Annotated in this window: 21 protein-coding genes; 18 read left to right on the top strand and 3 right to left on the bottom strand. The window is 65.1% G+C overall.

What is annotated here, in order from left to right; all coding sequences use genetic code 11:
• Positions 1 to 93 precede the first annotated feature (93 nt).
• From K2O50_RS05120 to K2O50_RS05105, 4 genes are all read left to right on the top strand, one after another.
• Entirely contained in the window at positions 94 to 2,700 is a 2,607-nt protein-coding gene (locus K2O50_RS05120; RefSeq protein WP_050704134.1) for a TonB-dependent receptor, read from the top strand.
• A gap of 174 nt (positions 2,701 to 2,874) precedes the next feature.
• A complete protein-coding gene (locus K2O50_RS05115; RefSeq protein ID WP_028691979.1) occupies positions 2,875 to 3,480 on the top strand; it encodes a biliverdin-producing heme oxygenase in 606 nt (201 codons plus the stop codon).
• A 49-nt stretch (positions 3,481 to 3,529) separates the two neighbouring features.
• Entirely contained in the window at positions 3,530 to 3,943 is a 414-nt protein-coding gene (locus tag K2O50_RS05110) for a YbaN family protein (protein WP_050704133.1), read from the top strand.
• A 58-nt stretch (positions 3,944 to 4,001) separates the two neighbouring features.
• Positions 4,002 to 5,336 carry a CoA transferase gene (locus tag K2O50_RS05105; protein ID WP_050704132.1) on the top strand — a complete coding sequence of 445 codons (1,335 nt, stop codon included), beginning with the start codon at positions 4,002 to 4,004 and terminating at the stop codon, positions 5,334 to 5,336.
• A gap of 148 nt (positions 5,337 to 5,484) precedes the next feature.
• On the opposite strand, the gene arcD (K2O50_RS05100) is transcribed toward K2O50_RS05105, so the two are convergent.
• Positions 5,485 to 6,912: an arginine-ornithine antiporter gene (gene arcD / locus K2O50_RS05100; RefSeq protein ID WP_050704131.1), complete on the bottom strand. Its 1,428-nt coding sequence runs from the start codon at positions 6,910 to 6,912 to the stop codon at positions 5,485 to 5,487.
• Positions 6,913 to 7,337: 425 nt separating this feature from the next.
• On the opposite strand from arcD (K2O50_RS05100), the gene arcD (K2O50_RS05095) reads away from it, so the two are divergent.
• From arcD (K2O50_RS05095) to K2O50_RS05040, 12 genes are all read left to right on the top strand, one after another.
• Complete coding sequence (gene arcD, locus K2O50_RS05095) at positions 7,338 to 8,765, top strand: arginine-ornithine antiporter (protein ID WP_050704130.1); 1,428 nt, start codon at positions 7,338 to 7,340, stop codon at positions 8,763 to 8,765.
• A 33-nt stretch (positions 8,766 to 8,798) separates the two neighbouring features.
• A complete protein-coding gene (arcA, locus tag K2O50_RS05090) occupies positions 8,799 to 10,052 on the top strand; it encodes an arginine deiminase (protein WP_028691983.1) in 1,254 nt (417 codons plus the stop codon).
• A gap of 69 nt (positions 10,053 to 10,121) precedes the next feature.
• Complete coding sequence (locus K2O50_RS05085) at positions 10,122 to 11,132, top strand: ornithine carbamoyltransferase (protein WP_050704129.1); 1,011 nt, start codon at positions 10,122 to 10,124, stop codon at positions 11,130 to 11,132.
• Positions 11,133 to 11,271: 139 nt separating this feature from the next.
• The gene (arcC, locus tag K2O50_RS05080) at positions 11,272 to 12,201 is read left to right on the top strand and encodes a carbamate kinase (protein WP_050704128.1); all 930 of its coding nucleotides are present in this window, start codon (positions 11,272 to 11,274) and stop codon (positions 12,199 to 12,201) included.
• Positions 12,202 to 12,256: 55 nt separating this feature from the next.
• Positions 12,257 to 12,625, top strand: a complete 369-nt coding sequence (locus tag K2O50_RS05075; protein WP_050704127.1) for a DUF5064 family protein — start codon at positions 12,257 to 12,259, stop codon at positions 12,623 to 12,625.
• Between the two features lie 176 nt (positions 12,626 to 12,801).
• On the top strand, positions 12,802 to 14,310 hold the full coding sequence (locus K2O50_RS05070; RefSeq protein WP_050704126.1) for a sigma-54-dependent transcriptional regulator: 1,509 nt from the start codon (positions 12,802 to 12,804) through the stop codon (positions 14,308 to 14,310).
• 282 nt (positions 14,311 to 14,592) lie between these two features.
• The gene (gene gcvH, locus K2O50_RS05065; protein ID WP_050704125.1) at positions 14,593 to 14,976 is read left to right on the top strand and encodes a glycine cleavage system protein GcvH; all 384 of its coding nucleotides are present in this window, start codon (positions 14,593 to 14,595) and stop codon (positions 14,974 to 14,976) included.
• 11 nt (positions 14,977 to 14,987) lie between these two features.
• Positions 14,988 to 17,843: an aminomethyl-transferring glycine dehydrogenase gene (gcvP, locus tag K2O50_RS05060; protein ID WP_050704124.1), complete on the top strand. Its 2,856-nt coding sequence runs from the start codon at positions 14,988 to 14,990 to the stop codon at positions 17,841 to 17,843.
• Between the two features lie 153 nt (positions 17,844 to 17,996).
• Complete coding sequence (locus K2O50_RS05055; RefSeq protein ID WP_050704123.1) at positions 17,997 to 19,373, top strand: L-serine ammonia-lyase; 1,377 nt, start codon at positions 17,997 to 17,999, stop codon at positions 19,371 to 19,373.
• 26 nt (positions 19,374 to 19,399) lie between these two features.
• Positions 19,400 to 20,521, top strand: a complete 1,122-nt coding sequence (gcvT, locus tag K2O50_RS05050; protein WP_050704122.1) for a glycine cleavage system aminomethyltransferase GcvT — start codon at positions 19,400 to 19,402, stop codon at positions 20,519 to 20,521.
• A gap of 347 nt (positions 20,522 to 20,868) precedes the next feature.
• Positions 20,869 to 21,081, top strand: coding sequence for a cold-shock protein (locus tag K2O50_RS05045; protein WP_050704121.1), 213 nt, complete (start codon positions 20,869 to 20,871; stop codon positions 21,079 to 21,081).
• Positions 21,082 to 21,171: 90 nt separating this feature from the next.
• Positions 21,172 to 21,660, top strand: coding sequence for an RDD family protein (locus tag K2O50_RS05040; protein WP_028691993.1), 489 nt, complete (start codon positions 21,172 to 21,174; stop codon positions 21,658 to 21,660).
• Between the two features lie 193 nt (positions 21,661 to 21,853).
• Here the strand turns inward: K2O50_RS05040 and lptG are convergent, their stop codons facing one another.
• A complete protein-coding gene (lptG, locus tag K2O50_RS05035; protein WP_050704120.1) occupies positions 21,854 to 22,915 on the bottom strand; it encodes an LPS export ABC transporter permease LptG in 1,062 nt (353 codons plus the stop codon).
• Positions 22,908 to 24,023 (bottom strand): LPS export ABC transporter permease LptF, encoded by a 1,116-nt coding sequence (gene lptF, locus K2O50_RS05030; protein WP_050704119.1) that lies wholly within the window; start codon positions 24,021 to 24,023, stop codon positions 22,908 to 22,910. The genes lptG and lptF overlap by 8 nt, the downstream gene beginning before the upstream one ends.
• A 294-nt stretch (positions 24,024 to 24,317) precedes the next feature.
• On the opposite strand from lptF, the gene K2O50_RS05025 reads away from it, so the two are divergent.
• On the top strand, positions 24,318 to 25,811 hold the full coding sequence (locus tag K2O50_RS05025) for a leucyl aminopeptidase (protein WP_050704118.1): 1,494 nt from the start codon (positions 24,318 to 24,320) through the stop codon (positions 25,809 to 25,811).
• A gap of 51 nt (positions 25,812 to 25,862) precedes the next feature.
• On the top strand, positions 25,863 to 26,291 hold the full coding sequence (locus K2O50_RS05020) for a DNA polymerase III subunit chi (RefSeq protein ID WP_050704117.1): 429 nt from the start codon (positions 25,863 to 25,865) through the stop codon (positions 26,289 to 26,291).
• Positions 26,292 to 26,296: the final 5 nt, after the last annotated feature.

The following is a 26,296-nucleotide window of genomic DNA, read 5'->3' as shown; positions in this document are numbered from 1 at the left end:
TCGCCCGTCTCGTTATAGCCAATACGATTGATTCTCGTTCGAAAACGAGAACAAGCACCGCCTATAACTCACGCGCGACAGGGAGCGCTTTCGATGCCCACAGGTCAGACCCGCCCGTCCACTTCTTCCCGCCGTCGCGGGCAATTGTCCCTGCTGACCCTGGCCCTGCTCGCCAGCGGCGCCTGCAGCCTGCCGGCGCTGGCCGTGGAACCGGCCCAGGCCAGCAGCCCGCGCATGGGCGACTACCGTTTCGCCATCGCCCAGCAGCCGCTGGTCGAGGCCATCAACGCCTTCAGCAAGGTGACCGGCTGGCAGGTCGGCTTCAGCGCCGAGCTCGCCGATGGCGTGGCCTCGCCCGGCGTGCAGGGCTCGCTGGCCCCGGAGATGGCGCTGCAACGCCTGCTGCGCGGCACCGGCCTGGGCTACCGCAAGATCGGCAACGGCAACGTGGTGCTCGAGCGCCAGTCCGCCGACAACGCCATCGCCCTGCAACAGGTGACCGTCAGCGCCACCCGCAGCGCCCAGGATGTCAGCCAGGTGCCGAGCACCGTCAGCGTGCAGACCCGCGAACAGCTGGATCGGCAGAACGTCAACGATATCAAGCAACTGGTGCGCTACGAGCCCGGCGTGTCGGTGTCCGGCAGCGGCCAGCGCAGCGGCCTGAACGGCTACAACATCCGCGGTATCGATGGCGACCGGGTGCTGACCCAGGTGGACGGCGTGTCGATTCCCGACAGCTTCTTCAACGGCCCCTACGCCCAGACCCAGCGCAACTATGTCGACCCCGAGATCGTCAAGCGCGTGGAGATCCTGCGTGGCCCGGCCTCCGTGCTGTACGGCAGCAACGCCATCGGCGGCGCGGTGAGCTACTACACCCTTGACCCCGAAGACATCATCAAGCCTGGCAAGGATGTCGGCGCACGCCTGAAGACCGGCTACAGCTCCGCCGACGAAAACTGGCTGACCTCGGCCACCGTCGCGGGCCGCCAGGGTGACTTCGACGGCCTGCTGCACCTCAGCCAGCGCAATGGCCATGAGACCGAGTCCTATGGCGGGCATGGCGGCGTCGGCATCAACCGGACCAAAGCCAACCCCGAGGACGTTCGCACCACCAACGTGCTGGCCAAGCTGGGCTGGAACTACGCCGACGACGCGCGCCTCGGGTTGACCTACGAGCACTACAAGGATGATCGCGACCAGAACATCCTCAGCGCAGTGGGCGGACCGTTCAACGGTGGCTCGCCCATGGGCATGTACCGCAGCCGCACCGGCAACGATACCGTCACCCGCGAGCGTTTCGGCATCAATCATGAATTCGGCCTGGATTCGCTGGTCGCCGACCACGTCAAGTGGAGCCTGAACTACCAGATCGCCAAGACCGACCAGGCAACCTCGGAAATCTACTTCCCGTTCAGCCGTACCGTGCTGCGCGAACGCGACACCACCTACAAGGACCGCCAATGGGTGCTTGATGCCCAGCTGGACAAGGCGTTCCGCATTGGTGAAACCGACCACCTGCTCACCTACGGCACCACGCTCAAGCACGAAAAGATCACCGGCCTGCGCACCGGCAAGGGCACCTGCCTGGTGGTGGGCGGCGCCTGCCGATTCATTGGCCAGACCAGCCCGGCCGACACCCCGGCGCCGGTCAGCGATTTCCCGGATCCGACCGTCAACACCTACAGCCTGTTCGCCCAGGACGAGATCCGCTGGAACAACTGGACCTTCCTGCCAGGCGCTCGCTACGACTACACCCGCATCGATCCGAAGATGACCGCCGAATACCTGCGCGGCGTGCAGAGCACCAGCCCCACCGGGCAAAGCCGTCTGAACGACGACGACAAGAAATGGCACCGCGTATCGCCCAAGCTGGGCGTGACCTATGCCTTCAACGACAACTACACCTGGTACGGGCAGTACGCCGAAGGTTTCCGCACGCCGAGCGCCAAGGCGATCTGGGGCCGCTTCGAAAACCTCGCCGGCGGCTATGTGGTCGAGCCCAACCCGGGGCTGGAGCCTGAGAAGAGCAAGAGCTACGAAACCGGCCTGCGTGGCAACTTCGACGCCGGCAACTTCGATGTCGCGGTGTTCTACAACAAGTACCGCGACTTCATCAACGAAGAGGCCGTGCAGTCGACCAACCTGGGGACCTCCTTCCAGGCCAACAACATCAAGCACGCCACCATCAAGGGCGCCGAAGTCAAGGGCCGCCTCAACCTGGATCGCTTCGGCGCGCCTGAAGGCCTGTACACCGTCGGTTCCATCGCCTATGCCTACGGGCGCAACGACGACACCGGGCAACCGCTGAACAGCGTCAACCCGCTGACCGGCGTATTCGGCCTGGGCTACGAGCAGGTCGACTATGGCACCCAGCTCAGCTGGACCGTGGTCAAGCGCAAGAACCGCGTGGACGACACCAAGTTCTTCGCCCCCGACGGTTCCAGCTCGAACTTCCGCACACCCGGCTACGGTGTGCTGGACCTGACCGGCTTCTACCGGATCACCGACGACCTGACCGTCAACGGCGGCATCTACAACCTGGCCGACAAGAAGTACTGGCAGTGGGATGACGTGCGCAAGTACGCCATGGTCGGCGACCAGAATGGCGTGGGCGAAGCCGCCGTCACCCAGCCGGCCAACCTGGATCGCCTGACAGCGCCGGGACGCAACTTCGCCATCAACCTGGTGTGGGATATCTGACCGATCGAGATCGACGTCACCGCCATCGCGGGGCAGGCCCGCTCCCACAGCCCCGCGATGGCCCCGGCTCTAGATCATGAGAATGATTTCACTTCGCAGGTGAGGTTTTTTTACTGTCCCGCGTCTTCTGTTTCGTCTTGTCACTAGACAGCCCCATTTTCCAAGGATGCCCCCATGACCGCCCCTTCCACCGAACGCGCCGCCCTGCGCTCCCAGCGCCTGAACCAGGTCACCCACGCCCCGCACACCGAGCTGGACGCCCTGGTCAAATCGCACAAGCCGTTCGACAGCCGTGAAAGCTTCGCCCGCTTCGTGGTTGCCCAGTACCTGTTCCAGTCCGAGCTGCAGGCGCTGTACACCGACCCGCAACTGATCGCCATCGTGCCCGACCTCGCCGCGCGTTGCCGCGCCGAACAGGCCCGCCTGGACCTGGCCGACCTCGACACCGAAGTGCCCGCGCCCTTCGCCGGCGCCCTGGGCAAGCCAAGCCTGGGTGAGGCCCTGGGCTGGATCTTCGTCTCCGAAGGCTCCAAACTGGGCGCCGCGTTCCTGATCAAGCGCGCCGTGGCCCTGGAGCTGTCCGAGACCTTCGGTGCCCGTCACCTGGGCGAGCCGGCCGGTGGCCGTGCCGAGGGTTGGAAGCAGTTCACACGCATCCTCGACAGCCTGGAGCTGTCGCCCGAGGAAGACGCCGCCGCCGAACGTGGCGCGGTTGCCGCCTTCGAGCGCTTCACCGAGCTGCTCAAGCATGCCTACGCCGCCGATGCCGCGCTGGCCTGACACGCTTTACCCGGCCGCCTGCGGGCGGCCACACCGTTGCAGTGAGACCATGACCCGAATTGCCCGCTCGAAACTGTCCCGCCTGCTCTACGCGATCCTGGCCTATGTCAGCCTGGGCATTGGCCTCGTGGCCATCGTCATTCCCGGGCTGCCCACCACCGAGTTCATCCTCCTCGCCGCCTGGGCCGCGACCCGCAGCTCGCCGCGCCTGTCCGCCTGGCTGGAGAACCACCGGCTATTCGGTCCGATTCTCTACAACTGGCGCAACGGCAAGGTGATCCAGCGCCGCGCCAAGGTCAGCGCGACCATCAGCATGCTGCTGTGCGCCGGCCTGATGCTGACCTTCCTCGAGCACCACTGGCCGGTGTTCCTCGCCATCGCCGGCATGACCCTGGGCAACCTGTGGATCTGGTCGCGTCCGGAACGTCCGACGCCACCAGCCGCTGTCGAACTGCAAGGTTGATTCATTTGCGCTGCGGCGCCGGATGTACTGCAATGGGATCCACGAAGGAGGATCCGGCATGCAGCCATTGCTCGACACCATCGCCCATTCACTACAACTCTCCCCCACCGCCGTAAGTTGGCACGGCATCGGCGCCCTGCCCTCCACATTTGCAGTAACCGAACTGGCCGCCGCCAGCCTCGCCGCCTGCGGCCTGGCCCTGGCCGATCTGCTCCGGGGCCAGTCGGGCCACTGCCCTCTGGTGCACATCGACCGCCGCCTGGCGTCCTTCTGGTTCGCCACCAGCCTGCGGCCTGGCGGCTGGGAGCCACCGCCGCTGTGGGATGCCATCGCCGGCGACTATCAGGCCCGCGACGGCTGGATCCGCCTGCACACCAACGCGGCGCACCACCGCACCGCCGCCCTGCGGGTACTGGGTGCCCAAGCCGACCGTGCCAGTGTCGCCAACAAGGTCGCCCGCTGGGACGCCGATGCACTGGAAGCTGCAGTAGTGAGAGCCGGTGGCTGCGCGGCGCGGATGCGCAGTTGGCCCGAATGGTGCGCGCATCCCCAGGGATTGGCAGTGAACCAGGAACCGCTGATCCTGCGCCAGGTCTTCACCGCAACCACCCTGGCCTGGCGCGGCAGCGCAGATCGACCGTTGGCCGGCATCAAGGTCCTCGACCTCACCCGCATCCTCGCCGGCCCCATCGCCACCCGCCTGCTGGCCGCTTTTGGTGCCGACGTGCTACGGATAGACCCACCCGACTGGGAAGAGCCCGCGGTGGCCGCCGAGGTTACCCTGGGCAAGCGCTGCGCCCGCCTAGACCTACGCACTCTTGCCGGCCGTCAATGCTTCGAGCGCTTGCTGGCCGAGGCCGATGTACTGGTACACGGTTACCGCGCCGATGCCTTCGAACGGCTCGACCTGGGTGTCGAACGACGACGCCAGCTCAACCCCGGGCTGATCGATGTGAGCCTGAACGCCTATGGCTGGAGCGGCCCCTGGCAAGACCGGCGCGGATTCGACAGCCTGGTGCAGATGAGCACCGGCATCGCCCGCGAAGGCATGCGCTGGCGCCAGGCGGATCGGCCTGTACCACTACCGGTGCAGGCGCTGGATCACGCCACCGGATACCTGATGGCGGCCGAAGTGATACGGGCGCTGGGGCGAGGCGAGGGATGCCGGTCGAGGCTGTCACTGGCACGCACGGCGGCATTGCTGATCGAACGAGGCACCGTGGAAGAGGACCTGGCGCTGGCCGCAGAATCGGCGCTGGACATCGATCCGCGCATCGAACGCACACCTTGGGGCGAAGCACAGCGGATCAGAGCGCCGTTGAAAGTGGGCGAGGCCACCATGAGCTGGGCGCGGGGAGCCTGCGAGCTTGGTTCCGCACCTGCCCAGTGGTGACTGCCAGATCCCCTGTAGGAGCGGCCTTGTGCCGCGAAAGGGCTGCGTAGCAGCCCCGGCAATCCTGAGGCATTCCTGAAACCCAGGGGCCGCTGCGCGTCCCTTTCGCGGCACAAGGCCGCTCCTACAGGGTCAATGCCCGGCCTGATCACAGGCTCAACAACCCCGAATACAGGGCGTACGCCGCCAGCCCCGCCCCCGCCAGCACCGCCGCGAAGATCAATTTCTCCCACGCAGTGAACAGCACCTGCCCCTGCTCTTGCTTGGCCCGGGCGAACAGGATCACCCCAGGCGCATACAGCAGCGCCGACAGCAGCACGTACTTGAGCCCTCCGGCATACAGCAGCCAGACCGCGTACAGCAGCGCGATCGCCGCCACCAGCAGGTCCTTGCGCCGCAGCCCCGCCTGCCCCTGGTAGCCTTCACCGCGGCAGGCCAGCAGCACCGCATAGGCCGCCGACCAGAAGTACGGCACCAGGATCATCGATGACGCCAGGTAGATCAGGCTGGTGTAGGTCCCCGCCGAGAACAGCGTGATCAGCAGGAAGCCCTGGATCATCACATTGGTCAGCCACAGGGCGTTGGCCGGCACCTGGTTGGCATTCTCCCGCGCCAGGAAGCGCGGCATGGTCTTGTCCCGGGCGGTGGCATAGAGAATCTCGGCGCACAGCAGCGCCCACGACAGCAATGCACCCAGCAGCGACACCGCCAGGCCGATGCTGATCAACAGCGCCCCCCACGGCCCGACGATATGCTCCAGCACCGAAGCCAAGGAGGGGTTCTGCAAGCCAGCCAGCTCCGGCTGGGTCATCACCCCCAGCGACAGCACGTTGACCAGCACCAGCAACGCCAGCACGCCGAGAAAACCGACCACGGTGGCCTTGCCCACGTCCGAGCGATGCAGCGCCCGCCCCGAATAGACACTCGCGCCCTCGATGCCGATGAACACGAACACCGTCACCAGCATCATGTTGCGCACCTGCTCCAGCACGCTGCCGAACTGCGGATTGCTCAGGCCCCAGATGTCGCGGGTAAAGATGTCGGCGCGAAAGGCGAAGGCGGCGATGACGATGAACATCAGCAGCGGCACGACCTTGGCCACGGTGGTCACCTGGTTGATGAAGGCGGCCTCCTTGATGCCGCGCAGCACCAGGAAATGCACCGCCCACAGCAGCAGCGAGGCGCAGCCGATGGCCACCGGCGTGTTGCCTTCGCCGAACACCGGGAAATAGAAGCCCAGGGTACTGAACAGCAACACGAAGTAGCCGACGTTACCCAGCCAGGCACTGATCCAGTAGCCCCACGCGGAAGAAAAGCCCATGTAGTCGCCGAAGCCGGCCTTGGCGTAGGCGTACACCCCGGAGTCCAGCTCCGGCTTGCGGTTGGCCAGGGTCTGGAACACGAAGGCCAGCGCCAGCATCCCCACCGCGGTGATGCCCCAGCCGATCAGCACCGCCCCGACATCGGCGCGGGCCGCCATGTTCTGCGGCAACGAGAAGATCCCGCCACCGATCATCGAGCCGACCACCAGCGCGATCAGCGCACCTAGGCGCAGTTTCTGTCCCGGTTCGCTCATAGGACTCCTCGTGCGCGGGCGCGCGTGAACGTATTGGCCGACACTATTGTTACAAGTTTTTTATCAAATAAAGCCATTAAACCTATAGCACTCATAACCATGCTGTCTATACCGACACCTTAATAAAAACCACATTAGTCGACTACTTTGCGGATCGTCTAAACCCGTCGCTATTTGCTGTGAAAAATTTGCGAAAACCGCAAAACGGACTAACTTCTCAGTTCGCAGGCGAAACGGAGCGTTTGCTCTAGAAAGGCATGGAGGTGCCAGCGCACAAGGCCTGCGTCAGAGCTGTCGGCATCCTCCAGGAGGCGCGTGAAGGATTTTTCTGATCTTCATGCGGGCATGAACTGATCTAAGTCAGCGAATGATCCAGGCGTCAGATTTATTCTGAGGTCAACTTTCTCCTGGTACGGAGTCGTTAAATGTCTGATTCTCCCGGAAAACTAAAACTAGGTGCACTCGTTGCACTTGTCGTCGGCTCGATGATCGGTGGCGGGATCTTCTCGTTGCCCCAGAACATGGCCGCCAGCGCTGGCGTCGGCGCCGTGCTGATCGGCTGGGCCATCACTGCGGTGGGCATGCTCACCCTCGCCTTCGTCTTCCAGACCCTGGCCAACCGCAAGCCCGATCTTGACGGCGGGGTGTACGCCTACGCCAAGGCCGGTTTCGGCGACTACATGGGCTTCTCTTCGGCCTGGGGCTACTGGATCAGTGCCTGGCTGGGCAACGTCGGCTACTTCGTGCTGCTGTTCAGCACCCTGGGGTATTTCTTCCCGGTATTCGGTGAAGGCAACACCCCGGCGGCGGTGATCGGTGCTTCGATCCTGCTGTGGGCCGTGCACTTCCTGGTGCTGCGCGGCATCAAGGAAGCCGCCTTCATCAACCTGGTCACCACCGTGGCCAAGGTCGTGCCGCTGGCGTTGTTCGCGCTGATCTGCCTGTTCGCCTTCAAGCTCGACGTATTCACCGCCGACATCTGGGCCGTCGGCACGCCGGAGCTGGGCAGCGTGATGAACCAGGTGCGCAACATGATGCTGGTAACCGTGTGGGTGTTCATCGGCATCGAAGGCGCGAGCATCTTCTCTTCCCGTGCAGAAAAACGCTCCGACGTCGGCAAGGCCACGGTCATCGGCTTCGTCACCGTGCTGCTGTTCCTGGTGCTGGTCAACGTGCTGTCGCTGGGCGTGATGACCCAGCCGGAGCTGGCCAAGCTGCAGAACCCGTCGATGGCCGCGGTGCTGGAACACGTGGTCGGCCACTGGGGCGCGGTGCTGATCAGCGTCGGCCTGATCATCTCGCTGCTGGGCGCCCTGCTGTCGTGGGTGCTGCTTTGCGCCGAGATCATGTTCGCCGCCGCCAAGGACCACACCATGCCGGAGTTCCTGCGCCGCGAGAACGCCAACCATGTGCCGGCCAACGCCCTGTGGCTGACCAACGCCATGGTGCAGATCTTCCTGGTCATCACCCTGTTCTCCAACAGCACCTACCTGTCGCTGATCTACCTCGCCACCTCGATGATCCTGGTGCCCTACCTGTGGTCGGCGGCCTATGCCTTCCTGCTGGCCTGGCGCAGCGAAACCTACGAACAGGCCCTGGCCGAACGCAAGAAAGACCTGATCATCGGCGGCATCGCCCTGCTCTACGCGATCTGGCTGCTCTACGCCGGCGGCGTGAAATACCTGCTGCTCTCGGCCCTGCTCTACGCCCCTGGCGCGATCCTGTTCGCCAAGGCCAAGCGCGAAGTTGGCCAACCGATCTTCACCAGCGTGGAAAAACTGATCTTCGCCGCCGTGGTCGCGGGCGCCCTGGTGGCAGCCTATGGCCTGTACGACGGCTTCCTGACTCTCTGAACCCCACGTCTTCGCTTTACAGGAGGATTCACCATGTCCACTGAGAAACAGAAATACGGCGTCCATTCCGAAGCCGGCAAGCTGCGCAAAGTGATGGTCTGCAGCCCGGGCCTGGCGCACAAGCGCCTGACCCCGAGCAACTGCGACGAACTGCTGTTCGACGACGTGATCTGGGTCGACCAGGCCAAGCGCGACCACTTCGACTTCGTCACCAAGATGCGCGAGCGCGGCGTCGATGTGCTGGAGATGCACAACCTGCTGACCGACATCGTCCAGCAACCCGAAGCGTTGAAGTGGATTCTCGACCGCAAGATCACCTCCGACACCGTCGGCGTCGGCCTCACCAATGAAGTGCGCAGCTGGCTCGAAGGCCTCGATCCACGCCACCTGGCCGAATTCCTGATCGGCGGCGTGGCCGGCCAGGACCTGCCGGAAAGCGAAGGCGCCAGCGTGGTCAAGATGTACAACGACTACCTGGGCCACTCCAGCTTCATCCTGCCGCCACTGCCCAACACCCAGTTCACCCGCGACACCACCTGCTGGATCTACGGCGGCGTGACGCTCAACCCGATGTACTGGCCGGCGCGACGCCAGGAAACCTTGCTGACCACCGCCATCTACAAGTTCCACAAGGAGTTCACCAACGCCGACTTCCAGGTCTGGTACGGCGACCCGGACAAGGACCACGGCAACGCCACCCTCGAAGGCGGCGACGTGATGCCGATCGGCAAGGGCGTCGTGCTCATCGGCATGGGCGAGCGCACCTCGCGCCAGGCCATCGGCCAACTGGCACAGAACCTGTTCGCCAAGGGCGCGGTGGAGAAAGTCATCGTCGCCGGCCTGCCGAAATCCCGCGCCGCGATGCACCTGGACACCGTGTTCAGCTTCTGCGACCGCGACCTGGTCACGGTCTTCCCGGAAGTGGTCAAGGAGATCGTGCCGTTCATCATCCGTCCGGACGAAAGCAAGCCGTATGGCATGGACGTGCGCCGCGAGAACAAGTCGTTCATCGAAGTGGTCGGCGAGCACCTGGGGGTCAAGCTGCGCGTGGTCGAGACCGGCGGCAACAGCTTCGCCGCCGAGCGCGAACAATGGGATGACGGCAACAACGTGGTGGCCGTGGAGCCCGGCGTGGTCATCGGCTACGACCGCAACACCTACACCAACACCTTGCTGCGCAAGGCCGGGATCGAGGTCATCACCATCAGCGCCGGCGAGCTGGGCCGGGGCCGCGGCGGCGGCCACTGCATGACCTGCCCGATCGTGCGCGACCCTATCGACTACTAACGCCCATCGAACCCGGCCGCGCCCACGAGGCGGCGGCCGGACACCTCACCGAATCCTAGGAGAACCGTCATGGCGTTCAACATCCACAACCGCAACCTGCTCAGCCTCGAACATCACAGCACCCGCGAGCTGCGCTACCTGCTGGACCTGTCCCGCGACCTCAAGCGCGCCAAGTACACCGGTACCGAGCAGCAGCACCTGAAGGGCAACAACATCGCCTTGATCTTCGAGAAGACCTCGACCCGCACCCGCTGCGCCTTCGAAGTCGCCGCCTACGACCAGGGCGCCAACGTCACCTACATCGACCCCAACTCCTCGCAGATCGGCCACAAGGAGAGCATGAAGGACACCGCCCGCGTGCTCGGGCGCATGTACGACGCCATCGAGTACCGTGGCTTCAAGCAGGAGATCGTCGAGGAACTGGCCAAGTTCGCCGGCGTGCCGGTGTTCAACGGCCTGACCGACGAGTACCACCCGACCCAGATGATCGCCGACGTGCTGACCATGCGTGAGCACAGCGACAAGCCGCTGCACGACATCAGCTACGCCTACCTGGGTGACGCCCGCAACAACATGGGCAACTCGCTGCTGCTGATCGGCGCCAAGCTCGGCATGGACGTGCGCATCGCCGCGCCCAAGGCCCTGTGGCCCCATGACGACCTGGTCGAGCGCTGCCATAAATACGCCGAGGAAAGCGGCGCGCGCATCACCCTGACCGAAGACCCGAAAGCCGCGGTCAAGGGCGTGGACTTCGTCCACACCGACGTCTGGGTGTCGATGGGTGAGCCGATCGAAGCCTGGGGCGAGCGCATCAAACTGCTCAAGCCCTACCAGGTGAACAAGGATCTGATGAAAGCCACCGGCAATCCACGCACCAAGTTCATGCACTGCCTGCCAGCGTTCCACAACTCCGAGACCAAGGTCGGCAAGCAGATCGCCGAGCAGTATCCGGACCTGGCCAACGGCATCGAAGTCACCGATGACGTGTTCGAGTCGCCGGCGTGCATCGCCTTCGAGCAGGCGGAAAACCGCATGCACACGATCAAGGCGATCCTGGTGTCGACCCTGGCTGACCTTTGATGGCCATGTAGGGTTCCTCGGTGGGAGCGGGCTTGCCCCGCGATAGCGCCAGCCGCGATGGCATCGTTGCCTGGTCCGACGCCATCGCGGGTCAAGCCCGCTCCCACGATTACAGGTTTTCCACGAAAGGACATTCCCCATGCGTATCGTTGTTGCATTGGGCGGCAACGCCCTGCTGCGCCGCGGCGAGCCGATGACCGCCGACAACCAGCGCGCCAATATCCGCACCGCCACCGAGCAGATCGCCAAGATCCACCCCGGCAATGAACTGGTCATCGCCCACGGCAACGGCCCGCAGGTCGGCCTGCTGTCGCTGCAGGGGCTGTCGTACAAGCCGGATGAAGCCTATCCGCTGGACGTGCTCGGCGCCGAGACCGAAGGCATGATCGGCTACATGATCGAACAGGAGCTGGGCAACCTGCTGGCCTTCGAGGTGCCGTTCGCCACCCTGCTCACCCAGGTGGAAGTGGACGCCAACGACCCGGCGTTCAAGGATCCGACCAAGTTCATTGGCCCGGTCTACGCCAAGGACGAGGCCGAGCGCCTGGCCAAGGAAAAAGGCTGGGTGGTCAAGCCCGACGGCGACAAGTACCGCCGCGTGGTGGCCAGCCCGAAACCCAAGCGCATCTTCGAGATCCGCCCGATCAAGTGGCTGCTGGAGAAGAGCAGCATCGTGATCTGCGCCGGCGGCGGCGGCATCCCCACCATGTACGACGAGAACCGCAAGCTCAAGGGCATCGAGGCGGTGATCGACAAGGACCTGTGCTCGGCGCTGCTGGCCGAACAGCTGGAAGCCGACCTGCTGATCATCGCCACCGACGTCGACGCGGCGTACATCGATTTCGGCAAACCGACCCAGAAGGCCATCGCCCAGGCCCACCCTGAGGAGCTCGAGAAGCTCGGTTTCGCTGCAGGCTCCATGGGGCCGAAGGTGCAGGCCGCCTGCGATTTCGCCCGCCACACCGGCAAGGTGGCGGTGATCAGCTCGCTGGAGAACATCGAGGACATCGTCAAGGGCACCGCCGGCACGCGGGTTTCCACCGCCAAGCCCGGTATCAGCTACCGTTGAATGCAGTTGGCGGGTGCCTGGCGCCCGCCGTTTTCAACCTTCCGGAGGACTCGCCATGGCCCAGTATCAACCTGGTCACGTGCATATCGAGCGCACCGCGCTGAACACCAACGACCACAGCTACGACCTGTGCATCGACTACGAGGCCGTGTCGGACCCGAGTGAAGGCCGCGGCATCCAGTTCCGCATGCATGGCAAGATCGAAGGCAAGGCGGTGGACGAAAAGTTCTTCCTGGCCAAGGACCAGGTACTGCCGAGTTTTTTGATGCAACTGAGCCGCAAGGCCCAGTCCTACCTGCCAGCGCCGAAGAAGTTCGAGAACCTCGGCTCGCCGCACAAGCTGTATGACTACATGTTCGAAGACATTCGCACCAAGCTGGATGTGAAATCGGGTGACCCGATCAAGCCTGAACATCTGGAGTGATCCTTGGGGCCGCTGCGCGGCCCTTTCGCGGCACAAGGCCGCTCCTACAGGGATCGCACGCCCCTGTAGGAGCGGCCTTGTGCCGCGAAAGGGCTGCGCAGCAGCCCCGGCAACAGTGGGCTAGAACGACATCGCAAGGCATACTGACGCCCATCCCGGCCAAAGCCTCGCTCATCATGCGCATCCACGTCAGCTTCATCGACCGCGTCGGCATCACCCAGGAAGTCCTGGCCCTGCTCGGCGCCCGCAACCTCAACCTCGATGCCGTGGAGATGGTCCCGCCAAACGTCTACATCGACGCCCCGACCCTCAGCCCCGCCGTGCTTGAAGAGCTGCACGACGCCCTGCTCGAGGTGCACGGCGTGCAATCGGTGGAAGTGGTCGACATCCTCCCCGGCCAACGCCGGCACCTGCAGCTCGACGCCCTGCTCGCCGCCATGAGCGACCCGGTGCTGGCGGTGGACAGCGCGGGCAAGGTGCTGCTGGCCAACCCGGCGCTGATCGCCCTGTGCGGACGTGAGTCCGCCGGGCGTTCGGTGGGCGAACTGTTCGGTGATCCGGACCTGCTCCAGGCCCTGCTGGACAACAATTTCCACCTGCCCATGCGCGAAATGCAGTTGAACGGCCAGAGCCTACTGCTCGATGCCACGCCGATCACCCACGCCGGCGGCCTGCTGACCCTTTACCCGCCCAACCGCATGGGCGAACGCCTGTCGGCACTGCACCACGATCACGCCGAGGGTTTCGACGCCATGCTCGGCGACTCCCCGGCAATCCGCACCCTCAAGGCCCGCGCCTTGCGCGTGGCCACCCTCGATGCGCCACTGCTGGTGCACGGCGAGACAGGCACCGGCAAGGAACTGGTGGCCCGTGCCTGCCACGCCATCAGCAGTCGCCATGCCGCGCCGTTCCTGGCCCTCAACTGCGCGGCGCTGCCCGAGAGCCTGGCCGAGAGCGAACTGTTCGGCTATGCCCCCGGCGCCTTCACCGGCGCGCAACGTGGCGGCAAGCCCGGGCTGATGGAGCTGGCCAACCAGGGCACGGTGTTCCTCGACGAGATCGGCGAAATGTCGCCGTACCTGCAGGCCAAGCTCCTGCGTTTTCTCAGCGACGGCAGCTTCCGCCGGGTCGGCGGCGACCGCGAGGTGAAAGTGGATGTGCGCATCATCAGCGCCACTCACCGCGACCTGGAACGCATGGTCGCCGAGGGCACCTTCCGCGAAGACCTGTTCTACCGCCTCAACGTGCTCAACCTGCAAGTCCCGCCCCTGCGCGAGCGCGGCCAGGACATCCTGTCGCTGGCGCAGTTCTTCATGCAGCAGGCCTGCACCCAGATCCAGCGCCCAGCCTGCCGACTGGCGCCTGCCACGCATCCGGCGCTGCTGGCCAACCCCTGGCCGGGCAATGTGCGCCAGCTACAGAACGTGATCTTCCGCGCCGCGGCCATCTGTGAAAGCAACTTGGTGGATATCGATGACCTGGATATCGCTGGCACCTCGGTGGCACGCGGCCAGGATGGCGAGGTGGCCAGCCTGGAACAGGCGGTGGGGGATTTCGAGCGCGAACTGTTGCAGCGCCTGTATGCCAGCTACCCCTCGACCCGGCAGTTGGCCGGACGCTTGCAGACTTCGCATACGGCCATTGCCCAGCGCTTGCGCAAGTACGGAATTCCAACCCGAGGTTGACTCAGGCCACACCTGTCGTATCGATTTCATTACGACGTAACGATATCGATACACATCCATTTGCATGCGCCTTTGCAAGGGTTTGATCCTGCAACGCTTTTGATTTCCTGCTCATCTGTATCGATTTCGTTCCAAGCGAATGACATAAAACCTACGAAATATAATTAACTTATTGATTAATAAGGATTTTTGTTATCTGGCCGCATTATTGCTAAGGGAATTCCAACCTTAAGAGCGCGGAGCCTACCGCGCCCAACGCCCCCTGCTTCCCGAGGAATTCCCATGAGCGAGTTGCGTTTCACCGAAGATCACGAATGGCTGCGCGTCGAAGCCGATGGCAGCGTCACCGTGGGCATTACCGCCTACGCCCAGAACGCCCTCGGCGACGTGGTCTATGTGCAACTGCCGGAACTGCAGCAGTACGACAAGGGCGCCGAAGCCTCCACCGTGGAATCGGTCAAAGCCGCCAGCGGCGTGTACATGCCGCTGACCGGTGAAGTGGTCGCTGTCAATGAAGGCCTGAACGACAGCCCCGAGCTGGTCAACGAAGACCCGCTGGGCGAAGGCTGGTTCTTCCGCTTCATCCCCGCCGACATGAGCCAAGTGGCCGCCCTGCTCGACCAGGCTGCCTACGACCGCCTGCTCAAAGCCAACGACGACGCCTGAGGTACCGCACCATGACCCTCAACCTCGGCACCGCCAACGAATTCATCGCCCGTCACATCGGCCCGCGCGCCGCTGACGAGCAAGCCATGCTCACCACCCTGGGCTTCGACTCGCTGGAGGCCATGACCGCCGCAGTCATCCCCGACAGCATCAAGGGCACCAGCGTGCTCGGCAGCGAAGACGGCCAGAGCGAGGCCGATGCCCTCGCCGCGCTGAAAGCCATTGCCGGCAAGAACCAGCTGTTCAAGAGCTACATCGGCCAGGGCTATTACAACACCCACACCCCGGCGCCGATCCTGCGCAACCTCCTGGAAAACCCGGCCTGGTACACCGCCTACACCCCGTACCAGCCAGAGATCTCCCAAGGCCGCCTGGAAGCGCTGCTGAACTTCCAGACCCTGATCAGCGACCTCACCGGCCTGCCGATCGCCAACGCCTCCCTGCTCGACGAGGCCACCGCCGCCGCCGAAGCCATGACCTTCTGCAAGCGCCTGTCGAAGAACAAGGCCAGCCACGCCTTCTTCGCCTCCGTGCACAGCCACCCGCAGACCCTCGACGTGCTGCGCACCCGTGCCGAGCCGCTGGGCATCGAGGTGGTGGTGGGCGACGAACGTGAACTGGGCGACGTCAGCGCCTACTTCGGCGCCTTGCTGCAATACCCGGCCAGCAACGGTGACGTGTTCGACTACCGCGAAGTGGTGCAGCGCTTCCACGCCACCGGCGCCCTGGTGGCCGTGGCCGCCGACCTGCTGGCCCTGACCCTGCTCACCCCGCCAGGCGAGTTCGACGCCGACGTGGCCATTGGCAGCGCCCAGCGCTTTGGTGTGCCGCTGGGCTTCGGTGGCCCGCACGCGGCCTACTTCGCCACCCGCGATGCGTTCAAGCGTGACATGCCGGGCCGCCTGGTCGGCGTGTCGATCGACCGCTTCGGCAAGAGCGCCCTGCGCCTGGCCATGCAGACCCGCGAACAGCACATCCGCCGCGAGAAGGCCACCAGCAACATCTGCACCGCCCAGGTGCTGCTGGCCAACATCGCCAGCATGTACGCCGTGTACCACGGCCCGGCCGGCCTCAAGCGCATCGCCGAACGCACCCACGCGCTGACCGCGATCCTCGCCACCGGCCTGACCAAGCTGGGCGTGAAAGTTGTCACCGACGAGTTCTTCGACACCCTGACCCTGGCCACCGGCAGCGCCACCGCCGCCCTGCACGACAAGGCCCGCGCCCAGGGCATCAACCTGCGCCAGGTCGACATCACCCAGCTGGGCCTGTCGCTGGACGAAACCAGCAGCCAGGCCGATGTCGAGGCCCTGTGGCAGCTGTTCGCCGACGGCCAGGCCACCCCTGACTTCACCGCCCTGGCCAACACTGTCGCCGTGCGCCTGCCGGCTGGCCTGCTGCGCCAGTCGGCCATCCTCGAGCACCCGGTGTTCAACCGCTATCACAGCGAAACCGAGCTGATGCGCTACCTGCGCCGCCTGGCCGACAAGGACCTGGCGCTGGACCGCAGCATGATCCCGCTGGGCTCGTGCACCATGAAGCTCAACGCCGCCAGTGAGATGATCCCGGTGACCTGGGCCGAGTTCGGCAACCTGCACCCGTTCGCCCCGGCCGAGCAGAGCCAGGGCTACCTGCAGATGACCACCGAGCTGGAAGCCATGCTCTGCGCCGCCACCGGCTATGACGCCGTGTCGCTGCAGCCCAACGCCGGTTCCCAGGGCGAGTACGCAGGCCTGCTGGCGATCCGTGCCTACCACCGCAGCCGCGGTGACAGCCACCGCGACATCTGCCTGATCCCGTCCTCGGCCCACGGCACCAACCCCGCCACTGCGCACATGGCCGGCATGCGCGTGGTGGTCACCGCCTGCGACGCCCGCGGCAACGTCGACATCGACGACCTGCGCGCCAAGGCCATCGAGCACCGCGAGCGCCTGGCGGCGATCATGATCACCTACCCGTCGACCCACGGCGTGTTCGAGGAAGCCATCGGCGAGATCTGCGCGATCATCCATGACAACGGCGGCCAGGTGTACATCGACGGCGCCAACATGAACGCCATGGTCGGCCTGTGTGCCCCGGGCAAGTTCGGCGGCGACGTCTCGCACCTGAACCTGCACAAGACCTTCTGCATCCCCCACGGCGGTGGCGGCCCGGGCGTCGGCCCGATCGGCGTCAAGTCGCACCTGGTGCCGTTCCTTCCCGGCCACGCGACGCTGGAGAACACTGCCGGTGCCGTGTGCGCCGCACCGTTCGGCAGCGCCAGCATTCTGCCGATCACCTGGATGTACATTCGCATGATGGGTGGCGCGGGCCTCAAGCGCGCCTCGCAGATGGCGATCCTCAACGCCAACTACATCGCCCGTCGCCTGGAAGAGCACTATCCTGTGCTGTACACCGGCGGCAACGGCCTGGTGGCGCATGAGTGCATCCTCGACCTGCGTCCGCTCAAGGACACCAGCGGCATCAGCGTCGACGACGTGGCCAAGCGCCTGATCGACTTCGGCTTCCACGCCCCGACCATGTCCTTCCCGGTGGCCGGCACGCTGATGATCGAACCGACCGAAAGCGAGTCCAAAGAGGAACTGGACCGCTTCTGCAACGCGATGATCCAGATCCGCGAGGAAATTCGCGCCGTCGAGAATGGCAGCCTGGACAAGGACGACAACCCGCTGAAGAACGCCCCGCACACCGCGGCGGAGCTGGCCGGCGAATGGACCCACGGCTACAGCCGCGAGCAGGCGGTGTACCCGCTGCCGAGCCTGGTGGAAGGCAAGTACTGGCCACCGGTGGGCCGAGTCGACAACGTGTTCGGCGACCGCAACCTGGTCTGCGCCTGCCCGTCGATCGAGAGCTATCAGGACGTCTGATAGCCCAGGCCTGCCCACACCTGTGAGGCGGGCCTCGGCCCCTGTGGGAGCGGGTTTACCCGCGAATGCAATAGTGAATTCACCGACGCATTCGCGGGTAAACCCGCTCCCACAGGGTCACCATCAACCCCAAGAGCCGGTTAGGAGATCACCATGTCCCTGAGCGTCTTCGACCTGTTCAAGATCGGCATCGGCCCCTCCAGCTCGCACACAGTCGGCCCGATGCGCGCCGCCGCGCGCTTCGCCGAAGGCCTGCGCCGTGACGGCCTGCTGGACGGCACGGTCAGCGTCAAGGCCGAGCTGTACGGCTCGCTCGGCGCCACCGGCAAGGGTCACGGCAGCGACAAGGCCGTGCTGCTGGGCCTGGAAGGCGAACATCCCGATACCGTCGACACCGAAACCATACCCGCCCGCCTGCAGGCGATCCGCGACAGCGGCCGCCTGCGCCTGCTCGGCGAACATGAAATCGTCTTCGTCGAGAAGCAGCACCTGGCGATGATCCGCAAGCCGCTGGACTACCACCCCAACGGCATGATCTTCCGCGCCTTCGACGCCGCCGGCCTGCAGATCCGCAGCCGCGAGTACTACTCGGTGGGCGGCGGCTTCGTGGTCGACGAGGAGGCCGCAGGCCACGACCGCATCGTCGAGGACAGCACCGTGCTGGCCTACCCGTTCAAGACCGGCAAGGAACTGCTGGCCCATTGCACCACCCAGCAGCTGTCGTTCAGCCAGGTGATGCTGGCCAACGAAGCCGCCTGGCGCCCGGAGGCCGAGACCCGCGCCGGCCTGCTGCGCATCTGGCAGGTGATGCAGGACTGCGTCGAGGCGGGTTGCAGGCATGAGGGCATCCTGCCCGGCGGGCTCAAGGTCAAGCGCCGGGCGCCGGCGCTGTACCGCCAGCTCAGCCGTCATCCGGAGGCCAGCCTGCGTGACGCGCTGTCGGTGCTCGACTGGGTCAACCTCTATGCCCTGGCGGTGAACGAGGAGAACGCTTATGGCGGGCGGGTGGTCACCGCACCGACCAACGGCGCCGCCGGCATCGTCCCGGCGGTGTTGCACTACTACATGCGCTTCGTCCCTGGCGCCAATGAGGACGGGGTGGTGCGCTTCCTGCTCACCGCGGCGGCGATCGGCATCCTCTACAAGGAAAATGCGTCGATCTCCGGCGCCGAGGTCGGCTGCCAGGGCGAGGTCGGCGTGGCCTGCTCGATGGCCGCCGGCGCCCTGTGCGAAGTGATGGGCGGCAGCCCGCAGCAGGTGGAGAACGCCGCCGAGATCGGCATGGAACACAACCTGGGCCTGACCTGCGACCCCATCGGCGGGCTGGTCCAGGTGCCCTGCATCGAGCGCAACGCCATGGGCTCGGTGAAAGCGATCAACGCGGTGCGCATGGCCCTGCGCGGCGACGGGCAGCACTACGTCTCCCTCGACAAGGTCATCCGCACCATGCGCCAGACCGGCGCCGACATGAAAAGCAAATACAAGGAGACCGCCCGCGGCGGTCTGGCCGTCAACATCATCGAATGTTGACCCGAACAAAAAACGAGGAGTCACCGATGTCCGAAACACTGCACAAGACCCCGCTGCACGCCCTGCACCTGGAACTGGGCGCGCGCATGGTGCCCTTCGCCGGCTACGACATGCCGGTGCAGTACCCGCTGGGCGTGCTCAAGGAGCACCTGCACACCCGCGAGCAGGCCGGCCTGTTCGACGTCTCGCACATGGGTCAGATCATCCTGCGCGGCAGCGACGCCGCCCGTGCCCTGGAAACCCTGGTGCCGGTGGACATCGTCGACCTGCCGGTGGGCATGCAGCGCTACGCCATGTTCACCAACGCCGAGGGCGGCATCCTCGACGACCTGATGGTCGCCAACCTCGGTGACGACACCCTGTTCCTGGTGGTCAACGCCGCCTGCAAGGACCAGGACCTGGCGCACCTGCGCAAACATATCGCTGATCGCTGCGAGATCCAGCCACTATTCGAGGAACGCGCCCTGCTCGCCCTGCAAGGTCCGGCGGCGGTCAAGGTGCTGGAGCGCCTGGCCCCGGAAGTGGCCGGCATGACCTTCATGCAGTTCCGCCCGGTCAGCCTGCTCGGCAACGACTGCTTCGTCAGCCGCTCGGGCTATACCGGCGAGGACGGCTACGAGATCTCGGTGCCGGCCGCCGCCGCCGAAGCCCTGGCCCGCCGCCTGCTGGCCGAGCCCGAGGTCCAGCCGATCGGCCTGGGCGCGCGCGACTCGCTGCGCCTGGAAGCCGGCCTGTGCCTGTACGGCCACGACATGGACACCACCACTACCCCGATCGAGGCCAGCCTGCTGTGGGCCATCTCCAAGGTGCGCCGCGCCGATGGCACGCGCGCTGGTGGCTTCCCTGGGGCAGACACCGTGTTCGCCCAGCAACAGGCTGGCGTGGCGCGCAAGCGGGTCGGCCTGCTGCCCCAGGAACGCACGCCGGTGCGTGAGGGCGCGCAGATCGTCGACCAGGCTGGCAAGGTGGTCGGCGAAGTGTGCAGCGGCGGCTTCGGTCCGACGCTCGGCGCGCCCGTGGCCATGGGCTATGTCGATAGCGAACATGCGGCCCTCGACACGGCGTTGTTTGCCGTCGTCCGTGGCAAGCAAGTTGCCCTGAAGGTCAGCAAAATGCCTTTCGTGGCACAACGTTACTACCGTGGCTGAATGAGTGGATTGGACGGGTTCGACATATTCGTTTTCGAACCTGTCCAATAACTTCTGAACATAGCGCCAGCCCAGGCGCCACGCCGTTTCCGACAAATCGTTCGGTTATCGGGAAAACCCTGATTTTCACCCCCCGCAAGGGCTTGTTTTTCGCTCGGCAGTTGGCGTAGAGTCATCGCACTGTGTTTGCATGGGTCGCAACAGTTCGTGACCTGGGCCAGTAGCCGCAATCTGCTACAACCCGTTCGACGTCTCTTACTTTCCTGCAACCCAGCCCAGTAGTCTTTCACTTACAAATGCGTGAAAGAAACTGTCATCAAAATTCAAGTTTCATAGGAAATAAGACAATGGCTGAGCGTCAGAACGGTACCGTCAAGTGGTTCAATGACGAGAAAGGTTACGGCTTCATCACCCCTGAGAGCGGTGCTGATCTGTTTGTTCACTTCCGTGCCATCGAAGGCAACGGCTTCAAGAGCCTGAAAGAAGGCCAGAAAGTCACCTTCGAAGCCGTGCAAGGCCAGAAAGGCCTGCAGGCTGACAAAGTTCAGGTTGTCGCTTAAGCGATTACCCGAATTCAAAAAGCCCCTGCCAAGTGCAGGGGTTTTTTTTTGCCCGTAGAATGGCGGCTTCGTCATTCGGAGCCGTCCTGCATGTCCAAGCCCCTGCTCTCACCCCAGGGTGATTTCCCCCCCGTCGGCCTGGGTCGCCGGCTGGCGGCGATGTTCTATGACTTCCTGCTGTGTACCGCCCTGCTGATCGTCACCGCCGGCGCCTACAAGATGATCCAGATGGCGATCATCGGCGAGGCACGCATGCGCGAACTGACCGAGGCCGGTGCACTGGATGGCGACCCGCTGCTGTCGACGATCCTGCTGTTCGCCCTGTTCGGCTTCTTCGCCAAGTTCTGGACCCACGGCGGCCAGACCCTGGGCATGCAGGTGTGGGGCGTGCGCGTGCAGAACGCCGACGGCAGCGCCATCAGCCTGTGGCAGGCGCTGCTGCGCTTCCTGGTGTCCATCGCCTCCTGGCTGTGCCTGGGGCTGGGGTTCTTCTGGTCGCTGATCGACAAGCGCCAGCGCAGTTGGCACGACATTTACTCCGAGACACAGCTGGTGCGTCTGCCCAAGCGCAAGAAGTAGCCCGGACGACGACCACCCTGTAGGAGCGGCCTTGTGCCGCGAAAGGGCCGCAAAGCGGCCCCGGCGATTCGTATCGTGGCGTAGATCCTTGTGCCGCTCTGCGGCCCCTTTCGCGGCACAAGGCCGCTCCTACAACAGTCCTGCTCACAAAAAAGCCGACCCAAGGGTCGGCTTTTTTTTGCAGCTCAGGCCATTATCCGGCCCGACGCATCAACCACAAACCAGCCAGCGCACAGATCCCCGCCGGGATCACCACCGCCAGCAACGGCGGGAAGCCGAACACCTGGCTCGATGGCCCCAGCAGGTCCCCGGCGATACGGAACACGAAGCCCACCAGCACGCCGGTGAACACGCGCTGACCCAGGGTCACGGAACGCAGCGGGCCGAAGATGAACGAGATCGCCATCAACACCAGCGCCGCAGTAACCAACGGCTGCAGGACCTTGGTCCAGAACGCCAGCCAGTAACGCGAGTTGTTCAGCCCCTGGTCGGCCAGGTAGTGGATGTAGTCCCACAGCCCGGTGATCGACAGCGACTCCGGCGCCAGCACCACGGTATTGAGCAGCTCCGGTGTCACCGAGACGTCCCACACTTCCTCGGGGCTCTTGACCACTTCGGTGTGGTCGCCGCGGAAGTAGGTGGTGGAGACATCGTTGAGCATCCACTTGCCTTCCACATACTGCGCCCGGCGGGCGAAGCTGGAGGTCTGGATCTTGCGCTCGGCGTCGAAACGGTAGCGGGTCACGCCCAGCAGCAGGCCATTGGGCTGCACCGAGTTGATGTGCACGAACTCCTCGCCCTGGCGGTGCCACATGCCGCGCTTGGAGCTTTGCGCCTCGCCACCGCCCTGGGCCAGCGAACGGTCGGCCTGGGCCTTGTTCTCGGTCACCGGGGCCACGTACTCGCCGATCAGCAGGCCGACCAGCATCAGCACCAGCATCGGCTTCATCACCGCCCAGACGATGCGGCCGATGGACACGCCGGCGGCACGCATGATGGTCAATTCGCTGCTGCTGGCCAGGCTGCCCAGGCCGATCAGGCAGCCGATCAGGGCCGCCATCGGCAGCATGTCGTAAAGCCGGCGCGGCGCGGTCAGCAGGACGAAGCTGCCAGCGTCCATGAAGGTGTAGGTCGCGCTCAGGTCGTTCAGTTCGTCGATCAGGGCGAACAGCGAGGCCAGGCCAAGGATGATGCCCAGCACGGCGGCGATCGCCAGCAGCACGCTCTTGCCGATGTAGCGGTCCAGTTTAACCACGGGCCACCTCCGCACGACGGGCGGCGCGCTTGAGACGCAGCGGCTCCCAGTACATCAGCGCCAGGCCGATCAGCAGGAACAGGCCATGGACCCACCACATGCCCAGCGAGATGGGCAGCTTGCCCTTCTCCAGGGCGCTACGCACGGAAATCAGCATCGTCAGATAGGCCATGTACAAAAGGATCGCCGGCAGCAACTTGAGGAAGCGGCCCTGGCGTGGATTGACGCGCGACAGCGGCACAGCCAGCAAGGTCACGACGAACACCAGCAGTGGCAGCGACAGGCGCCATTGCAGCTCGGCACGCTCGCGAATGCCTTCATGTCCGAACAGTTCGGACGTCGGGATCGCTTCGCGCTCGGTGACTTCCTCGGCGACTTCCGGCTTGGGCAGCAGCACGCCATAGGTGTCGTACTTGATCGCCCGGTAGTCGGCCTGGCCCGGGTTGCCGTCGTAGCGGTAGCCGTTCTCCAGCACCAGATAACGGTTGCCGTCGGCCTGCACTTCCTGGTGGCCCTTCTCGGCAACCAGCACCGAAGGCGCGCGGTCCTTGGTCTTGTCCTGGTTGAAGCGCTTCTCGGAGATGAACACCCCGCCGAGCTTGATGCGGTCATCGGACAGTTGCTCGGTGTAGGTCACCCGGGAACCGTCGCGCAGGGTCTGGAAACGGCCCGGCACCAGGGTGTCGAACTCGGTCAGGGCATCCTGCTGGGCGATGATCTTCTGCACCTGGGCAACGCCCAGGGGCGCCAGGCTCAGGCTCAGCCAGGCGACCAGCAGGGCCACCAGCGCCGCCGGCACCATGGTCACGGTCAGCAGGCGCTGCTGGCTCATGCCGGTGGCCGACAGCACGGTCATCTCGCTTTCGAGATACAACCGGCCATAGGCGAGCAGGATGCCGAGGAACAGCCCCAGCGGCAGGATCAGTTGCAGGAAGCCCGGCAGGCGGAACCCCATGATCATGAACAGCACGCTAGGATCGAGCGCGCCCTGGGCCGCCTGGGCCAGGTACTTGATGAAGCGCCCGCTCATGATGATCACCAGCAGCACGGCGCTGACGGCGCTCAAGGTCACCAGGACCTCGCGGGACAGATAACGAAAGACGATCAAACCAGACACTCCTGGGTTGTCAGGGGCGGACAGCCAAACGAACGATTCGGACAGCCAAGACCAATGCCGGTTCGCCAAGGCGAACCTCCATGTAAAAGTGCGCGCATTATCCTGTGATTGACGGCGCCTGTCACTTGGCCACGCAGCATGGCGCATATCGGGGTTGTCATCGTGGTCGCGGCAGGCTCAAACTGGCAGCTTTTCCGCTGGCAGGCATCGCCCGCCAGCCGCGTGTTCCGAGCGCTTGCGAAAGACAGCGCCCACTGACAGACAGATCATTCGGGGACCCCAGACATGGAATTGGTTGTAAAGAGCGTAGCCGCTGTATCCGTCAAGACCGCGACCTTGGTCGTACCCGTCGGTGAAGGGCGCAAGCTCGGCGCCACCGCCAAGGCCGTCGACCAGGCCAGCGAAGGCGCGATCAGCGCGCTGCTCAAGCGTGGCGACCTGGCCGGCAAGCCGGGCCAGACCCTGCTGCTGCACAACCTGCCGGGCCTGAAGGCCGAGCGCGTGCTGCTGGTCGGCAGCGGCAAGGACGAAGCCCTCGGCGATCGCGCCTGGCGCAAGCTGGTCGCCAGCGTCGCAGGCGTACTCAAGGGCCTGGGCGGCAGTGATGCCGTGCTGGCCCTGGACGACATCGCCGTCACCGGCCGCGACGGCCACTACGGCAAGTACCGCCTGCTGGCCGAGACCCTGCTCGACGGCAACTACGTATTCGACCGCTACAAGAGCCAGAAGGCCGAGCCCCGCGCCATCAAGAAAGTCACCCTGCTCACCGCCAAGGCCGGCCAGGCCGAGGCCGAGCGCGCCGTGAAGCACGCCAGCGCCATCGCCACCGGCATGGCCTTCACCCGCGACCTGGGCAACCTGCCGCCGAACGTCTGCCACCCGAGCTTCCTCGCCGAACAGGCCAAGGACCTGGGCAAGGCGCACAAGGGCCTCAAGGTCGAGGTGCTGGACGAGAAGAAGATCAAGGACCTGGGCATGGGCGCGTTCTACGCCGTGGGCCAGGGCAGCGACCAGCCACCGCGGCTGATCGTGCTCAACTACCAGGGCGGCAAGAAGAGCGAGAAACCGTTCGTGCTGGTCGGCAAGGGCATCACCTTCGACACCGGCGGCATCAGCCTCAAGCCTGGCGCCGGCATGGATGAGATGAAATACGACATGTGCGGCGCCGCCAGCGTGTTCGGCACCCTGCGCGCCGTGCTCGAGCTGCAGCTGCCGATCAACCTGGTGTGCCTGCTGGCCTGCGCCGAGAACATGCCGAGCGGCGGCGCCACCCGCCCGGGCGACATCGTCACCACCATGAGCGGGCAGACCGTCGAGATCCTCAACACCGACGCCGAAGGCCGCCTGGTGCTGTGCGACACCCTCACCTACGCCGAGCGCTTCAAGCCGCAGGCGGTGATCGACATCGCCACCCTGACCGGCGCCTGCATCGTCGCCCTGGGCAGCCACACCTCGGGCCTGATGGGCAACGACGACGCGCTGGTCGGCCAACTGCTGGACGCCGGCAAGCGTGCCGACGACCGCGCCTGGCAGCTACCGCTGTTCGACGAGTACCAGGAGCAACTGGACAGCCCGTTCGCCGACATCGCCAACATCGGTGGCCCGAAGGCCGGCACCATCACCGCCGGCTGCTTCCTGTCGCGCTTCGCCAAGGCCTACCACTGGGCGCACCTGGACATCGCCGGCACCGCCTGGATCAGCGGCGGCAAGGACAAGGGCGCCTCGGGCCGCCCGGTGCCGCTGCTCACCCAGTACCTGCTGGACCGCGCTGGCGCCTGATGGCGCACGGCCGGTGGCGCCCTGCGCGCCACCGGCCGGCACTGGACGATCATGAGCAAAGTCGATTTCTACATCCTGCCCAGCGACTCGCTGTCGGTGCGGCTGGATTTTGCCTGCAAGCTGTGCGAAAAGGCCTGGCGCCTCGGCCACCGGGTCTACCTGCATTGCCAGGACGAGGCGCAACGCGGCGAGCTCGACCTGCGCCTGTGGCAGTTCAAGGGCGAGGCCTTCGTGCCCCACGACCACGCCGAACAGCACCCGGACGCCATTGTCGCGCTGGGTATCGGCACTGATGCCGGCGAACACCGTGACCTGCTGATCAACCTGGGCGGCGATGTCCCCGCCTTCGTCGGCCAGTTCGAACGGGTCGCCGAGATCGTCGTCGAGGAACCGGCCATCCGCCTGGCCGCCCGCGAGCGATTCCGTTTCTACCGCGAACAGGGCTATGCTCTGCAAGATCACCGCTTACAGCGACTCTGACGACG

The organism is Pseudomonas sp. 2hn (genome assembly GCF_019646095.1).
GTDB lineage: Bacteria > Pseudomonadota > Gammaproteobacteria > Pseudomonadales > Pseudomonadaceae > Aquipseudomonas > Aquipseudomonas peradeniyensis.
This window is presented reverse-complemented; position numbering and strand designations above follow the sequence as displayed.

Bases quoted from the DNA above. Each gene is read 5' to 3' on its own strand.
- K2O50_RS05110 (WP_050704133.1), top strand. From the start codon at position 3,530: ATGACCCGAATTGCCCGCTCGAAACTGTCCCGCCTGCTCTACGCGATC.
- K2O50_RS05025 (WP_050704118.1), top strand. From the start codon at position 24,318: ATGGAATTGGTTGTAAAGAGCGTAGCCGCTGTATCCGTCAAGACCGCG.
- gcvH (WP_050704125.1), top strand. From the start codon at position 14,593: ATGAGCGAGTTGCGTTTCACCGAAGATCACGAATGGCTGCGCGTCGAA.
- arcD (WP_050704131.1), bottom strand. From the start codon at position 6,912: ATGAGCGAACCGGGACAGAAACTGCGCCTAGGTGCGCTGATCGCGCTG.
- K2O50_RS05070 (WP_050704126.1), top strand. From the start codon at position 12,802: ATGCGCATCCACGTCAGCTTCATCGACCGCGTCGGCATCACCCAGGAA.
- K2O50_RS05045 (WP_050704121.1), top strand. From the start codon at position 20,869: ATGGCTGAGCGTCAGAACGGTACCGTCAAGTGGTTCAATGACGAGAAA.
- K2O50_RS05055 (WP_050704123.1), top strand. From the start codon at position 17,997: ATGTCCCTGAGCGTCTTCGACCTGTTCAAGATCGGCATCGGCCCCTCC.
- K2O50_RS05085 (WP_050704129.1), top strand. From the start codon at position 10,122: ATGGCGTTCAACATCCACAACCGCAACCTGCTCAGCCTCGAACATCAC.
- K2O50_RS05120 (WP_050704134.1), top strand. From the start codon at position 94: ATGCCCACAGGTCAGACCCGCCCGTCCACTTCTTCCCGCCGTCGCGGG.
- arcA (WP_028691983.1), top strand. From the start codon at position 8,799: ATGTCCACTGAGAAACAGAAATACGGCGTCCATTCCGAAGCCGGCAAG.
- arcD (WP_050704130.1), top strand. From the start codon at position 7,338: ATGTCTGATTCTCCCGGAAAACTAAAACTAGGTGCACTCGTTGCACTT.
- K2O50_RS05040 (WP_028691993.1), top strand. From the start codon at position 21,172: ATGTCCAAGCCCCTGCTCTCACCCCAGGGTGATTTCCCCCCCGTCGGC.
- K2O50_RS05075 (WP_050704127.1), top strand. From the start codon at position 12,257: ATGGCCCAGTATCAACCTGGTCACGTGCATATCGAGCGCACCGCGCTG.
- gcvT (WP_050704122.1), top strand. From the start codon at position 19,400: ATGTCCGAAACACTGCACAAGACCCCGCTGCACGCCCTGCACCTGGAA.
- arcC (WP_050704128.1), top strand. From the start codon at position 11,272: ATGCGTATCGTTGTTGCATTGGGCGGCAACGCCCTGCTGCGCCGCGGC.
- K2O50_RS05105 (WP_050704132.1), top strand. From the start codon at position 4,002: ATGCAGCCATTGCTCGACACCATCGCCCATTCACTACAACTCTCCCCC.
- gcvP (WP_050704124.1), top strand. From the start codon at position 14,988: ATGACCCTCAACCTCGGCACCGCCAACGAATTCATCGCCCGTCACATC.
- K2O50_RS05115 (WP_028691979.1), top strand. From the start codon at position 2,875: ATGACCGCCCCTTCCACCGAACGCGCCGCCCTGCGCTCCCAGCGCCTG.
- K2O50_RS05020 (WP_050704117.1), top strand. From the start codon at position 25,863: ATGAGCAAAGTCGATTTCTACATCCTGCCCAGCGACTCGCTGTCGGTG.